The following is a 14098-nucleotide window of genomic DNA, read 5'->3' on the forward strand; positions in this document are numbered from 1 at the left end:
AGGAGGGATTTTATTATGAATACATTTGATATAGCAATTGTTGGCGGTGGGCTTGCTGGATTAACAGCATCTATATATTTAGCGAAAGCTGGAAGGAAAGTGATTGTATTAGAAAAGTCCAGTCAATTCGGTGGCCGAGGGATGACTACAAATAAAAATGGAATCTGCATGAATCTTGGTGCACATGCTTTATATAGAGGCGGGGCAGCGTTTATAACTTTTAATGAGCTTGGTATGACTCTTCCAGGTGGAATACCATCTACAAAAGCACATGGAATATGGAAAGGGGATATATTCACTATCCCAACAGATTTTTACTCAATTTTATCAACACCACTACTTTCTTGGTCTGCAAAAGTACAATTCTCACGTCTTATGATTCGTTTAGGAAATTTAGATGTAGGAGAAGTTCCGAAAATGAGTCTAACTACATGGGCAGAAAATGAAATAAAAGATCCAATGGTTCGCAATATATTTTATGCGCTATGCCGAACAACAACATATACGTTTGTTCTTTGGGATTGCACAACGATTGACAGAAGAGTACACTGTTGATTTCAAAATGGTCAATGGTATACCAGGAGTTATAGTTACAATAAACAATAAAGTAACTTATGTTCTTTCGTTTGCATTTGAGGATGAGAAAATTTCAAATATTTATATGATGGTTAACCCTGAAAAACTTATGCATTTAAATGTAAAAATATAAAAAAGCGCATTTCTTCAGAAATGCGTTTTTTATTATTTTTCCAACATTTCAAGAGGTACATCTTTTTCGCCAGCTACCTCAAATTTAATTTCCCCGTCTTCTTCATAAATACGTGTAATAATCGGTATAGTAATCATTAATTTTTTATGCTGCTTTCGTTTTCGAGCAGCATCTAAGCTAATCACGTTCATTTGTAAGCATCCTTTCTTCTGGAAATATATAAACAAAGAAAATGCGTCCGAAAAGGGCGCTTAATTGAATTTGAAATACCGATTCATTTAAATGGGGTTTATATAATTTAATAACTGCAATTTTAATATGAAATAATATGAATGGAATAATTGCACGTAGAAATTAACTTTACCAAAAAACGAAACAATATGCTATAAAAAAATTCAAATCTTTGTCATATAATAGGAAAAAGGTCTTTGTTTCGCATATAATGAAAGTAGACGGGCAGCAAGAGCTTTTTCATCATATTGCTTTGGAAAGGCGATGAAAAAAATGGATACGTTAGATTCATTATTATTTCAACTTGAACAATATGGAGAAGAGCATGATCGAAATAAAAAAACACGGGAAGAAAAATTACGGAATATTACTCGTGAGATGGGGCAATTTTTATCAATTTTAGTAAAAGGGTGTAGCGCAAAAAACATTTTAGAAATCGGAACTTCTAATGGCTATTCTACATTGTGGTTAGCTAATGCGGTAGAAGAAACAAATGGAAATGTAACAACTGTAGAGCTTTCTTCAGAACGAGTTGGAGAGGCACTTGTCAATTTTGAAAAGGCAAACCTTTTACAAAGGATTGATGTTCATAATCAAGAAGCAGGGGCATTTTTAGATGCGCAATTAGATCATTCATTTGATTTTATTTTCCTAGATTCAGAGCGTACGCAATACATGTGGTGGCTTGAGCATATAAAACGCATTTTACAACCAAAGGGTTTTCTTGTTGTTGATAACGCAACCTCTCATGCAAATGAATTAGCCGAGTTTAAAAAAATGATAGAAGAAGATGAAATGTTTGAAACGGTGTTATTGGCATTTCAAAATGGAGCATTCGTAGCGCGCAAGAAGAAATAGGAGTGAGCGCAATATAATTATCACATTGAAAAAGGGTGTATGTCAAAAGATTGAGTACAGAAGGATAGGAGAACATAATTTATAGTAACATACGAAGAATCCGCCTTCAGCATGTCGTTCTCTAGGTCTTAAGTCTGAGGAAAATTATGTTGTTTACAGGTATACTTATAGTAAGAAACAGGGAATGACTGCATAAACAGGCATTTCTAAAAAAATCGATTTCAAGCAATCAGAATGTATATGAAATACGATATAATAGATGAAATATAGTGCATATAAATTCGCACATATAAATAAAGGAGCGATTTTGTTGACTGAACTCGAGAAAAAAGAACCTGTATCGATCGTGAAAGATAATAATGTAGAAGTAGTGGTTGATACAGTTATAAAAGATGCAGAATTAGAGGAACTGAATAAAGAAGCTGATCTTTATGTACAAAAGTTAAATAGCGAGCAAAATACAGATTTATCAAAAGTATTGTCTCAGCTAGGAGATTTAGGAGATAAAGAGCAACAAGCAGCAGGACAAACGTTGTCAGCATTAAAACGTCCTGTAACAGCGATGATGAATGGAAAGAACGAAGAAATTCCAAATACATTGTTAGAATTACGAAAAGTGGTATCAGAACTTGATCCGAATTCATTAAAAGCAAGTGGTATGAAGAAAATTATGTTTAAAGTATTCAAGAAAAATCCACTTGAAACATACGTGCATAAATATCAATCTATAGATAAGCAAATTGAGGAGATTATAAGATCCCTTCTAATTGGTCGTGACAACTTACAAGAAGATACAGTTGGTCTTGAAATGCTTAAAGAGCAATCGCATGATAAAATTCACGCTCTTGATAAGCAAGTATACTTAGGGAAAAAACTTGCTGGCATGCTGGAAACTGAGAAACAAAATCCAGAACGTCAAAGAGATATTCCATTAATTAACGATGCGTTAGAAAAGATACTTGTACGTACACGTAATATGCAGCAAGCGAAAAGTGTTTTATTACAATCTATCGCATCTGTAGACATTATTAAGAAAAATAATGAAAAGTTAACAGAGGCAATTCGTAATGCAATTACGATGACGCAAAACGTTGTAACGGTTTCAGCTGCTATTCAGTTAGCGTTAACAAATCAACGGAAAACAATCGATGCAGTGAATGCGACAAATGAAGCAATTGAATCGATGGTATTAAGTAATTCTCAAGCGTTAAAACAAAATACAGAAGAAACGACAAAATTGCTTGAAAACCCTGCTATTAGCATGGATAAATTACGTGAATCATTCCAAAATGTGTTCGCTGCAATTGAAGCATCTGAAAAATCGTCAGAACGTATTATCGAGTCAAGTAAGAAGTTCGTTATTGAACTAGACACATTTAATGATGAGATGAAGCAGAAACTCATTCAGCGTCCAAGGAAATAACGGATTATTAGAGGAGGTGAACAAATGAGTTTCATTCAAACAGTATTATTACTACTCGGTACATTGCTTTTAATAGCATTTACTGTCGTTGTTTTAGTCGTATATTTCGGACGGAAGCTGTATTTTTCATGGACGAAGCCATATAAAAGAGCGCAAGATTCTTTAGACAAGTTATCAAACAAATCAATACCGTTTCTACAAGAATTTACACAACATCCACTGTTTTATCGCTGGATTCGCACTGAAGGAAAGAAAGAACAAAATACATTAAATACTCTATTTTGTGCATCAGGTCAACGTACGAGAGAACAAGTCTTCTCGATGTTACCGAAAGAAAAGCAGAAAAAAGTGCATGTAATGGCAAAAACTACGAAAAAGCTTACGAATGAAGATATTGATGTAGCTGCGATGAAAGTGAAAGATTTCTTAAGACAAGAGACACAGCAAACTGTAAAACCGACAGACTTATCATTTTACAAATTGTATTTTTATGACCGTTATCCAGACGCATTAAATACAATTCAAGCGTATAAACGCTCAATAAATCCTTCATTACAAAGAACGGTTGATGATATTACAATTTCAGTATTGAATGCACTTCCGTACTATCAAGAGCAACGCATGTTTGAACAACAACATAAACTTGAAACGTTCTTAATGAAAGATTTAACGGCCATGTTATCGTTGGTAGTACAATTACCACCTTCACAAAGACCAGAGAAAGAAGAAGAACTGAAAATCTACTTGGAAAATTTCCAAAAAGAAATGGAAGTAGTAGAGCGAGATATTCGCGACTCAATTGATCACGATTTAAATGTGAAGATGAGAGCAGCGACTGAGAAGTTTAAGAATAAATAACAAAAAGCGCCTTAAAAGCTAAGTATCACAGCTTTAGGGCGCTTTTTGTTATGAGATTTTATTTTGCACTAACGGTAGTATGACTAGAAGCCACACTTTCATTATGCAATCGATCAACTGCAGTTACGACATACGTATACGTTTCTCCAGAAATAGCGGTTTTATCTACATAAATTTCTCCAAGTGTTGTTTTTCTTACAGTAGTAAGTAAATTTTTCGGATTTTGTATATCCACTTCATTTTTCCCATTCGCGCGGTAAATAGCGTAATAAGTAGAATCATTATCTCTATTGTCAATGATACCGATTGCAATACCTTCATCTCTTGGAATGGCACCTTTTAAAGTCGGTTGTTTTGGTGGATCATGATCAAGCCAAGGCATAGGCGGAATTAATGCAGGATATTTATATATGTCTTTTGAGAGTCTATCTTTAGCTCCAAGTGGATTGTTATTAATATCTTTTAAGCTAAAATGCATACTACCTTTTATTTCAGGATATAGCCGGTTTAATGCAATTTGTCTTGGATATTCTTCTGGATCAGACCAAGCAGGGACGGAGTTATTATTAATTTTATAGGCCGCTTGACCGATGTATAGGTGAATCGGTTTGTTATTTGTTTCTTTAACCCACCAATCTACTAATATGTCATATGCAGCTGGGGTGAAACCTATATTCCAATATATTTGCGGTGTAATGTAGTCAATATATCCTTTTTGTATCCACTCACGTGTGTCAGCATAAAGGTCATCATAGTTTCTTTGGCCTGCGGTTGTGTTAGAGCCAGTCGGATCGTCAGCTATATTTCTCCATACGCCGAACGGACTAATGCCAAACTTTACATATGATTTTTCTTGTTTTATAGCAGTATTTAAATCTTTTACAAGTTCATTTACATTGTTACGTCGCCAATCTTCTATATTTGTAAATCTACCGTTATTATATGTTTCGTACGTTTTCTGATCTGGAAATTCTTCACCGGCTACTTTATATGGATAAAAATAATCATCCATATGCAGCGCATCAATATCGTAATTTTGCACGATTTCTAAAGCACCTTCTGTTATAAATTTTTTCACTTCTGGAATACCGGGATTGTAATATAACTTTCCGCCATAAGGGACAACCCAATTGGGATGTTGCCTTGCAGGGTGATTATTTGATAATCGATTTATATCGGTGTGATTCATCGTTATTCGGTATGGGTTAATCCAAGCGTGGAATTCTATATTTCTTTTATGAGTTTCTTCAATCATAAATGCAAGCGGGTCATAACCAGGATCTTTTCCTTGTGTTCCTGTAATGTATTCAGACCAAGGACCGTAATTTGAAGGATAGAAAGCATCAGCGGTTGGTTTAACTTGTACAACAACTGCATTCATACCAGTGCTTTTTACATCGTCTAATAATCTTATAAATTCTTGTTTCTGTTTTTCAATGGGTAAGCCAGTTTTTGAGGGCCAATCAATATTCAGAACAGATGCAATCCATACAGCACGTAATTCATGTTTTTTGTATGCAGTATTTACTTCAGCATAAGTAGAGTGAGGGGGAATGAAAGAGAAAGGGATGAACAAGATGACGATACAACATATCATTAATAAACGTTTAACGATCATTTATACGCCTCCCTATCATATGATTATTTAAAATAATATAGGAGGCGAGGTTGACTTTGCAATAGAGAAAATTGCATATTGAAACATTAATTTAATAGGAAAAATATTTTTAATGAAATTTACTTTCATTATAACTAAATTCATTTACTACTTCATATGCTTGTTAGTAAAGTGAAACTTCCTTTCATTTGAAGGGTAATAAATTATAAGTATAGGAGGATTAATAAATGAAAGTTTTGTTCGTCTGTTCTGGAGGAATGTCCAGTGCAATTGTTGTAAACGCTTTAAAAAAAGAAGCGGAGAAAAATGGTGTGAACATGGAAGTGCATGCAATTGGAACGAATGAGGTAGAGGAAGAAGTAAAGAATGGCTGGGATGTCGTAATGGTGGCACCTCAAATAAGACACCGATTTGACTCTGTAAAAAAATTTGCAGAGGAGGAATCTATTCCGTGTGGCATCATTCCACCGCAAGCATACACGCCACTTGGAGGCCCGACTTTATTAAAAACTGTAAATGAATTAATTAGTTAGGAGGAAGCGTTATGAATAAGTTTGTCACGTTTCTTGATAAAAACTTATCTGGCCCGATGGCAAGGCTTTCTGAGCAGAGGCATCTACAAGCAATCCGTGATGGAGTTATTTCGGCGTTACCATTTATTATAGTAGGAAGCTTTTTTTTAATAGTAGCATTTCCACCACTGCCGAAAGATAGTTTCATATCGGTTTGGGCATTAAAGAATCAAACAAGTATATTGATACCATATCGTTTAACTATGTTTATTATGTCCTTATATATAGCATTTGGAATAGGATATAATTTAGCGAAAAGTTATAAATTAGATGCTTTATCAGGAGCACAGCTTGCGGTATGTTCACTACTTTTAACATTAACGCCTGAGTTAATTGATAAAAAAGGATTCATGCTTCCGATGACAAATCTTGGAGGTCATGGATTATTTGTGACGATGATCGTCTCTATTTTATCAGTTGAGATTTTAAGGTTTTGTAAGAAGAATAACGTAACGATAAAAATGCCAGAACAAGTACCACCGTCAGTATCACGTTCATTTGAAGCACTTATACCTGCAGCATTCGTTATTATTATGATGAGTCTTATTACAGTCGTTTTTAAAGTTGATTTACATTACGTTGTAGATAAACTAGCCGCACCGTTAGTAAAAGCTGGTGATAGTTACTTTGGCGTTATTATACCTGTATTTTTAATTACGTTTTTCTGGTCTTTCGGGATACACGGAGTATCAGTTGTAGGTACTGTGGCAAGGCCACTTTGGGATGTGTATTTAGGAAAGAACGGTGAAGCTGTAGCAAGTGGAGCGAGTCATTTTCCGTTTATTGCACCAGAACCGTTTTATCAATGGTTTATTTGGATTGGTGGTTCGGGTGCAACGTTAGGGCTTGTGTTAGCTATGATTATATTTGGTCGATCAAAATATTCAAAAGCATTATCGAGAACATGTATTGTCCCTGGGATTTTTAATATAAATGAACCGGTTATATTCGGTTTGCCGATTGTATTAAATCCAATTTTAATTATTCCTTTCGTCATTACCCCGTTAGTAACAGCTACTATAGCGTATGCTGCAACCGCAATGGGATTTGTAACACCAACGCATATTATGCCGCCATGGACATTACCTGCTCCAATTGGTGCATATTTAGCAACAGGTGGAGATTGGCGTGCGATTGTATTAGTTTTTATAAATATAACAATATCGTTCCTTATTTATTTACCATTCTTTAAAATGTACGACAAAAATATGCTTGAAATCGAAAAGAATGGTGACGGAGAGTCGGTTAATCCTTAATCTACATGCTGTTATTTTGAGTGATAGACTTTTTGTCTATCACTTCTTTCACATTAAAACTAGAAAGGGGGAAATAGAATGAATATAAAATTTAGTTATAAAGGTGTGTTTTTATTACTATTTGGAGTAATTTGTGCAAATTTACTTTTTGTCCCTTTATTAGGCATGCTAAATTTATCACAAATGCATAGTATTTGGCTCGTTACAAGTATTGCGGCAAGCGTTTTGCTTACGGTAGTTGTTTCTTTCATTGATGGATCGTTTGCATCGAAAGCTCAGTTGTTTTTTAGATTTATATTGTTTTCGATTGGTTGTACGTTGGTTACTTACATGATTGTTTTTTAGTAAATAGGAGGTCATGCATGTTATGTATGTTGCAGGGGTAATGTCCGGTACTTCGTTAGACGGAATAGATGTAGCACTCGTTCATATAGATGGAAGCGGTGTAGATTCTAAAGTTGAACTCATCCATTTTACTACTGTGCCATTTTGTAATGATATGAAAAATGATATCCAGCAGGCATTATCAATAGAAAATTCAAATGTACAACTTATATGCAGTTTGAATTTTAAACTCGGTTTACGCTTCGCAAACGCTGTAAAGGAAGTTTGTAAAGAGGCCAATTTTCCTTTGAGACAATTAGATTTAATTGGTTCTCACGGACAAACGATTTATCATCAGCCACAGCAAGATGGAGGTATGATTCCTTCTACATTACAAATTGGAGAACCAGCAATTATAGCGTATGAAACGAATACGACGGTTATTTCTAATTTTCGAACGATGGACATGGCAGCTGGAGGACAAGGAGCACCACTTGTACCATATTCAGAGATTATTTTATATCGTCACCAAACTAAAAATAGACTACTACAAAATATCGGCGGGATTGGTAATGTGACTGTAATACCAAGTCAACTAAGTGAGAAAAGCGTTATAGCATTTGATACAGGTCCAGGTAATATGGTAATGGATGAAGTATGTCAAAGGTTATTTCAGTTGTCATATGATCAAAATGGTAACATTGCAAAACAAGGAGTAGTTGTAGAAGAGGTTTTGACATATTGTATGAATCATCCATTTTTGAAAATGAATCCACCGAAATCAACTGGTAGAGAACAGTTTGGAGAAGAATTTGTCAGTGAGTTATTAAAGCGGTTTGAAAAGCATAGTAAAGAAAATATATTGACGACTGTCACAAGGTTTACAGCAAGTTCAATTGTTTATCATTATAAGGAGTTTATTCTGCCGTATTATGAAATCGATGAGGTAATTCTAGGTGGTGGCGGAAGTTATAATGATACACTTGTAGAAATGATACGGCATGGATTGAAAGAAGAAAAATGTGCATTATTCCTTCAAGAAGATATAGGCTATTCTTCAGAAGCGAAGGAAGCAATCGCCTTTGCCATTTTAGCAAATGAAACATATCATCGTAATCCAAGTAATGTGCCGAGCGCAACAGGTGCTAAGAATTCCGTAATTTTAGGGAATATAACATTCCCTCCATACGCAGATGAAAATGAGGCGAACATATGAAGTATATGATTGGAGTAGATGGCGGGGGAACGAAGACAGAGGCAATTGCATTTGATCAAGATGGAAATGAAGTTGTAAGAGGTACGAGCAGATTTGGAAATGTATTAATAGATTTTGACCAGGCACTTTTGCATATTATGGAAGCAATTAATCAATGCCAGAAGAGTTTAATGAATGAGCATTGCGTTTGTATTTGTTTAGGATTAGCTGGTATAAGCGGAGGGAATACAAATGAATTAACATTACGTTTAAAAAAGAAATACGGAACAAAAATTGAAATTTTTAATGATGCAATGATCGCGCATGCAGCTGCTTTAAAAGGTAAGGAGGGAATATTAACTATAGGTGGTACAGGTGCAATTTGTATCGGAAAGAAAGGGGAAGTATATCAGTATAGCGGTGGATGGGGACATATTTTAGGAGATGAGGGGAGCGGATATTGGATTGCATTACAAGCTTTAAAGAGAATGGCAATTCAGTTCGATCAAGGAATCAGTCTTTGTCCATTGAGTTTGAACATTCAAAGGCAGTTTCAACTTTTGACACCGTCTCATATAAAAAGCTTAGTATATACTTCTTCTAAAGATAAAATTGCAGCAATCGCGCCATTAGTTATTCAGGAAGCGAGAAATGGCAATGATGATGCGTATGAAATTATGATGCAAGCTGGAAAGGAATTGGCAAGGATTACAGTAAGTGTTTATAACAAGTTGAACTTTAAGCACTCAACGCCAATTGCAGTAAGTGGCAGTATATTGCGTTTAGTTCCTGAAATATTTGCTGTATTTAAGAAATGCTGTGAAGATAGTATGAAAGAAATTACATTCGTATCACAAGCAGAAATGGCAGTGAAAGGAACATATTATTTAATGAGGGATATATATTTTTAAAAATAGTGTATGAGAATTTTTGTATGATTTGTAAAAATATGATGTTAAAATGTATAAAGGGATGTATGTTAAAAACGTACAATATACGTAATAATTGAATATTGTATATGTAATCCCATGTAGAAAGTGAATGATTACATGATTAATAGTATGCAGTTTTTATATTTGGTGGCTTCTTATTTAATTGGAAACATATTGACCGCTTATATAGTAACAAAATTGAGACATAACGTTGATATTAGGGATGAAGGAAGCGGAAATCCTGGCGCAAGAAATATGGGGCGCGTATATGGAAAAGGGTATTTCATCGCTACATTTTTAGGGGATGCGATTAAAGGGGCAATCGTTGTTGCTGTAGCAAAATATCTTTTTGAAGATCCTACATTCGTAATGTTAACATTATTGTCCGTTATTATTGGACATATTTACCCAGTTTTATTTAAAGGCAAGGGCGGTAAAGGTATTTCAACATTTATAGGAGGACTAATCGCATTTGATTATTTGATAGCGCTTACCCTCTTAGGCATTTTTATTGTATTTTATTTAATATTTAAAGGGTTTACGAAGCCAGGACTAATTACAATTGCTTGTTTACCAATTTGTATGATTCTTTATTCTTATTCTATTGTTACCACTATATTAAGTGGAATGATTATTGTACTTATTCTATATGTGAATCGAGAATAAAATGAATGTTTAATAAGTGGGGATAATCTCCACTTATCATTTTTTATTAAATAGATAAAGGAGATAAGGCATGGGGTTAATTTATAAAGTTGCTGATCAAGATTGGGAATTTGAAAGTATACATAAATTAAATTATAAAACTTTTGTGGAAGAGATACCACAACATGAAGAAACGAAAGACCGGTTTCGTATAGATCGGTTTCATAAAGAAAATACATATTTAATTTGTTTAGATGAGGATAGATTAGTAGGTATGGTCGCAGTGCGGGGAAAACGACCATTCTCGTTAGATTATAAAATCTCAAATTTAGATGTTTATTTGCAAGAGCATGGAGAAAAAATGTATGAAATTCGTTTACTTTCAGTAGAACGTGAATATAGAAATGGAAGAGCGTTGTTAGGATTAATTCGTTTTCTACATCGTTATTTGCTTCTAAATGGATATGAATTAGCACTCATTTCTGCAACAACACGTGAACTAGCTTTATATGAGCAAATGGGATTCAAATCTTTCCATACGTTAGTTGGTACAGAAGAAGCAGCCTTCCAGCCAATGTATGTTACCCCTGCTATGTTTGAAGAGTCGAGTGTTGGGGGGATTATGACGAAAGAATATACGTTTTTACCTGGTCCAGTAGATATTGAAGAGAACGTTCGAAAGGCATTTTCTACGCGGCCTATTTCGCATCGCTCTAAGTCATTTCAAGTGATGATGGACAATGTGAAAAAACGGTTACTTTATATGACAAAAGCAAAACATGTACAGCTTATGTTAGGAACAGGGACGTTAGCAAATGATGCGATTGCTTTACAGTTACGTTCTTTAAAAGGGAAAGGACTAGTATTAACAAATGGGGAATTTGGTAATAGATTAGTTGGACATGCAAAACGAGCACAGTTACATTTTGATACGTATAAAAAGGAAATGGGAGATCCATTTATTTATACCGAATTAGAAGAAATCATGACAACTGGAAATTATGAATGGATTTGGTTTGTTCATCATGAAACATCTACTGGAATGTTAAACGATTTAAACGAGCTAAATACTCTTTGTAACGAGAATCAAATAAAACTATGTGTAGATTGCATAAGCTCAATTGGAGCAATACCATTAGACTTGAAGGATGTGTATTTTGCGAGTGGTGTTAGCGGTAAAGCGATTAAATCATATACAGGAATTTCTTTCGTTTTTTATAACCACATTGTAAAAATAAACGAGGCTGTGCCAGCCTATATGGACATTGGCATGTATGAAGAAAATGAAAGCATTCCATACTCACAATCATGGAATTTAATTTATGCATTGCAAGAAGCGTTGAAGAGATTTGAAGATGAAAAGGTATTTGTAAAAATTAAAGAGACATACGAATATGTTGAAGAAGTTATTACTGATATGGGCTTAAAGCTTGTTTCACCTAAAGAACATGCCGCGCCAATTATACTTACTATTGTATTAAGCGAAGACCATTCTTCTAAAGTAGTAGGCGATGCATTAGCATTACAAGGATACATCGTTCATTATGAGTCATCTTATTTACAAAAGAATAATTGGATCCAAATTGCATGTTTAAATCATTATAAAGAACGCGATATGAAGAGGATGTTAAATTGTTTGCAAATGTGTTTATTTCAGAGTGGGGTACATATATAAAGATTTTTTCTTTTCGTATAAAGGAGCTACGACTTACGAAAACTTAGAAATAGAACTTTGGAAGAGGTGTCAGTATGATAACTAGAAAACTACCATTACATATAGACGATATTAAAAAAGCTCACAAGATTCTAGATAGAAATGCTCGTAAAACGCCATTAGTAAAATCTTTTTATTTGACTAGTAAAACGGGCGGAGAAATACATTTGAAATTAGAAAATATGCAATTAACGGGTTCTTTTAAATTTCGTGGCGCATTTAATAAAATGTCACGGCTCACGGATCAAGAAAAAGAAAGAGGTGTAATCGCATGTTCAGCAGGTAATCATGCACAAGGAGTTGCATTATCTGCTCATTTACTCGGTATTAAGAGTAAAATTGTTATGCCAATTTCTGCACCTCAGGCAAAAGTTGAAGCAACAAAAGGATATGGATCTGAAGTGATTTTACATGGTGAAACCTTTGATGATGCAAAGGTAAAATGTGAAGAAATTATAAGGGAAACAGGTGAAACATACTTACATCCATATGATGATGTAGAGGTAATGGCTGGTCAAGGTACAATTGGATTAGACATTCTTGATGATATGTGGGATGTAGATACTGTCATTGTACCAATAGGTGGAGGCGGAATTATTTCTGGTATTTCTGTAGCATTAAAATCTTTTAATCCATCCATTAATATAATTGGTGTCCAAGCAGATAATGTTCATGGAATGAAGGCATCTTACGATAAAGGCGCAATCGTAGAACATTATGAGGCCCCTACTATTGCAGATGGTTGCGCAGTTAAAATACCAGGAAAATTAACATTTGAAATTGTAAAAGAATTAGTAGATGATATTGTAACTGTATCAGAAAAAGAGCTGGAAGTAGCGATGAAAGATTTATTACAACGTGGGAAAGCTGTTGTAGAAGGTGCAGGTGCATTAGCAACTGCTGCACTTCTTGCGGGAAAAGTTGATAGTTATATAAAAGGGAAAAAAGTAGTGGCTGTTATATCTGGTGGGAACGTGGACTTACAGCGCATATCAAGTGTATGTGAGCACTTTTTTGTCGCTAATGAAGTGAAATAGTTTTATGAAAGAAGAGCTAAGAGAAATGATCTTAGCTCTTACTTTTTGTCTACCATTTACTGTAAGTAGCAATAAACTTGCAGAATTTGCTGTCTAATGAATTGTTTTATTTAAGCGCCTATTTTTACACATATCTTTAATGTTACAATAATTATTTCAATATTGTCGAAACGTAAGCAGAAATTTAATATAATAGTTTTAATGTGCTAATGAGCGGTGAGGAGGGCAGGTCATGAATAAAGAAGAACAGGTCATGAACGGTTTCAGGGAATTATATAATAAGCTGGTTTGGCTTAATAAAGATAAGATGGAAGAAGGTCTTAAAGGGTTTAAGTCTTCTGAAGTCCACTGTATTGAATATATTGAAAACAATGCAGATTCTAACGTGACACAACTCGCAGAGGCTTTTTATGTGACTCGCGGTGCTATAAGTAGAATGACTAAGAAGCTCATACAAAAAGGCCTTGTTGAAAGTTACCAAAAGTCAGAAAATAAGAAAGAAATTTATTTTAAGCTTACCGAACAAGGGAAAGAAATTTATAAAATCCATGAAAATCTGCACAAAGAGTTTCAAGAGCGGGATAAAGCTGTATTTGAGCAAGTAACTGAAGAAGAATTCGACAGTATAATTAGCTTTGTGGAAAAGTATAGTAGACATTTGGATGCAGAAATAAAGAAACAAGGTATACATATTAAATCGTAATACATTTTAATAATAAAATGGCA

At 34.4% G+C, this 14098-nt stretch carries 14 protein-coding genes and 2 pseudogenes; 14 read left to right on the top strand and 2 right to left on the bottom strand.

Features of this window, described 5'->3' with window-relative positions; translation table 11 throughout:
• Positions 1–15: 15 nt before the first annotated feature.
• A pseudogene (locus tag N2V80_RS11650) lies at positions 16–510 on the top strand (FAD-dependent oxidoreductase); the annotation flags it as partial.
• Positions 500–709 (top strand): annotated as a pseudogene (locus N2V80_RS11655) (RNA polymerase sigma factor SigJ); the annotation flags it as partial. The pseudogenes N2V80_RS11650 and N2V80_RS11655, both read left to right, overlap by 11 nt.
• Positions 710–741: 32 nt before the next feature.
• Here the strand turns inward: N2V80_RS11655 and N2V80_RS11660 are convergent.
• Positions 742–900 carry a hypothetical protein gene (locus tag N2V80_RS11660; protein ID WP_001100984.1) on the bottom strand — a complete coding sequence of 53 codons (159 nt, stop codon included), beginning with the start codon at positions 898–900 and terminating at the stop codon, positions 742–744.
• 304 nt (positions 901–1204) lie between these two features.
• Between N2V80_RS11660 and N2V80_RS11665 the strand changes: the two genes are divergently transcribed.
• From N2V80_RS11665 to N2V80_RS11675, 3 genes are all read left to right on the top strand, one after another.
• Positions 1205–1798 (top strand): O-methyltransferase, encoded by a 594-nt coding sequence (locus tag N2V80_RS11665; RefSeq protein ID WP_002005067.1) that lies wholly within the window; start codon positions 1205–1207, stop codon positions 1796–1798.
• Between the two features lie 310 nt (positions 1799–2108).
• A complete protein-coding gene (locus N2V80_RS11670) occupies positions 2109–3221 on the top strand; it encodes a toxic anion resistance protein (protein ID WP_061655649.1) in 1113 nt (370 codons plus the stop codon).
• A gap of 24 nt (positions 3222–3245) precedes the next feature.
• Positions 3246–4079: a DUF3974 domain-containing protein gene (locus N2V80_RS11675; protein WP_000008378.1), complete on the top strand. Its 834-nt coding sequence runs from the start codon at positions 3246–3248 to the stop codon at positions 4077–4079.
• A 58-nt stretch (positions 4080–4137) separates the two neighbouring features.
• On the opposite strand, the gene N2V80_RS11680 is transcribed toward N2V80_RS11675, so the two are convergent.
• Positions 4138–5697, bottom strand: coding sequence for a glycoside hydrolase family 10 protein (locus N2V80_RS11680; RefSeq protein WP_000636012.1), 1560 nt, complete (start codon positions 5695–5697; stop codon positions 4138–4140).
• Between the two features lie 227 nt (positions 5698–5924).
• Here N2V80_RS11680 and N2V80_RS11685 point away from each other — a divergent pair, with 227 nt between their 5' ends.
• The 9 genes from N2V80_RS11685 to N2V80_RS11725 all read left to right on the top strand — a co-directional run bounded on the left by N2V80_RS11685 (position 5925) and on the right by N2V80_RS11725 (position 14075).
• Positions 5925–6230, top strand: a complete 306-nt coding sequence (locus tag N2V80_RS11685) for a PTS sugar transporter subunit IIB (RefSeq protein ID WP_000865907.1) — start codon at positions 5925–5927, stop codon at positions 6228–6230.
• Between the two features lie 11 nt (positions 6231–6241).
• A complete protein-coding gene (locus N2V80_RS11690) occupies positions 6242–7525 on the top strand; it encodes a PTS sugar transporter subunit IIC (protein WP_001032294.1) in 1284 nt (427 codons plus the stop codon).
• A 78-nt stretch (positions 7526–7603) separates the two neighbouring features.
• Positions 7604–7870, top strand: coding sequence for a hypothetical protein (locus tag N2V80_RS11695; protein ID WP_001021966.1), 267 nt, complete (start codon positions 7604–7606; stop codon positions 7868–7870).
• A 22-nt stretch (positions 7871–7892) separates the two neighbouring features.
• Positions 7893–9065: an anhydro-N-acetylmuramic acid kinase AnmK gene (anmK, locus tag N2V80_RS11700; protein WP_000289011.1), complete on the top strand. Its 1173-nt coding sequence runs from the start codon at positions 7893–7895 to the stop codon at positions 9063–9065.
• Positions 9062–9955 (top strand): BadF/BadG/BcrA/BcrD ATPase family protein, encoded by an 894-nt coding sequence (locus N2V80_RS11705; RefSeq protein ID WP_000876620.1) that lies wholly within the window; start codon positions 9062–9064, stop codon positions 9953–9955. The genes anmK and N2V80_RS11705 overlap by 4 nt, the downstream gene beginning before the upstream one ends.
• A 138-nt stretch (positions 9956–10093) precedes the next feature.
• On the top strand, positions 10094–10642 hold the full coding sequence (gene plsY, locus N2V80_RS11710; RefSeq protein ID WP_000610873.1) for a glycerol-3-phosphate 1-O-acyltransferase PlsY: 549 nt from the start codon (positions 10094–10096) through the stop codon (positions 10640–10642).
• Positions 10643–10712: 70 nt separating this feature from the next.
• On the top strand, positions 10713–12296 hold the full coding sequence (locus N2V80_RS11715) for an aminotransferase class V-fold PLP-dependent enzyme (protein WP_000523046.1): 1584 nt from the start codon (positions 10713–10715) through the stop codon (positions 12294–12296).
• A gap of 74 nt (positions 12297–12370) precedes the next feature.
• The gene (gene tdcB, locus N2V80_RS11720; RefSeq protein ID WP_000632960.1) at positions 12371–13372 is read left to right on the top strand and encodes a bifunctional threonine ammonia-lyase/L-serine ammonia-lyase TdcB; all 1002 of its coding nucleotides are present in this window, start codon (positions 12371–12373) and stop codon (positions 13370–13372) included.
• 232 nt (positions 13373–13604) lie between these two features.
• On the top strand, positions 13605–14075 hold the full coding sequence (locus tag N2V80_RS11725) for a MarR family transcriptional regulator (RefSeq protein WP_001030901.1): 471 nt from the start codon (positions 13605–13607) through the stop codon (positions 14073–14075).
• Positions 14076–14098: the final 23 nt, after the last annotated feature.

This window comes from Bacillus sp. FSL W8-0640, from assembly GCF_038007725.1.
GTDB lineage: Bacteria > Bacillota > Bacilli > Bacillales > Bacillaceae_G > Bacillus_A > Bacillus_A cereus.

Bases quoted from the DNA above. Each gene is read 5' to 3' on its own strand.
- plsY (WP_000610873.1), top strand. From the start codon at position 10,094: ATGATTAATAGTATGCAGTTTTTATATTTGGTGGCTTCTTATTTAATT.
- N2V80_RS11725 (WP_001030901.1), top strand. From the start codon at position 13,605: ATGAATAAAGAAGAACAGGTCATGAACGGTTTCAGGGAATTATATAAT.
- N2V80_RS11685 (WP_000865907.1), top strand. From the start codon at position 5,925: ATGAAAGTTTTGTTCGTCTGTTCTGGAGGAATGTCCAGTGCAATTGTT.
- N2V80_RS11680 (WP_000636012.1), bottom strand. From the start codon at position 5,697: ATGATCGTTAAACGTTTATTAATGATATGTTGTATCGTCATCTTGTTC.
- N2V80_RS11690 (WP_001032294.1), top strand. From the start codon at position 6,242: ATGAATAAGTTTGTCACGTTTCTTGATAAAAACTTATCTGGCCCGATG.
- N2V80_RS11705 (WP_000876620.1), top strand. From the start codon at position 9,062: ATGAAGTATATGATTGGAGTAGATGGCGGGGGAACGAAGACAGAGGCA.
- anmK (WP_000289011.1), top strand. From the start codon at position 7,893: ATGTATGTTGCAGGGGTAATGTCCGGTACTTCGTTAGACGGAATAGAT.
- N2V80_RS11715 (WP_000523046.1), top strand. From the start codon at position 10,713: ATGGGGTTAATTTATAAAGTTGCTGATCAAGATTGGGAATTTGAAAGT.
- N2V80_RS11665 (WP_002005067.1), top strand. From the start codon at position 1,205: ATGAAAAAAATGGATACGTTAGATTCATTATTATTTCAACTTGAACAA.
- N2V80_RS11695 (WP_001021966.1), top strand. From the start codon at position 7,604: ATGAATATAAAATTTAGTTATAAAGGTGTGTTTTTATTACTATTTGGA.
- N2V80_RS11660 (WP_001100984.1), bottom strand. From the start codon at position 900: ATGAACGTGATTAGCTTAGATGCTGCTCGAAAACGAAAGCAGCATAAA.
- N2V80_RS11675 (WP_000008378.1), top strand. From the start codon at position 3,246: ATGAGTTTCATTCAAACAGTATTATTACTACTCGGTACATTGCTTTTA.
- tdcB (WP_000632960.1), top strand. From the start codon at position 12,371: ATGATAACTAGAAAACTACCATTACATATAGACGATATTAAAAAAGCT.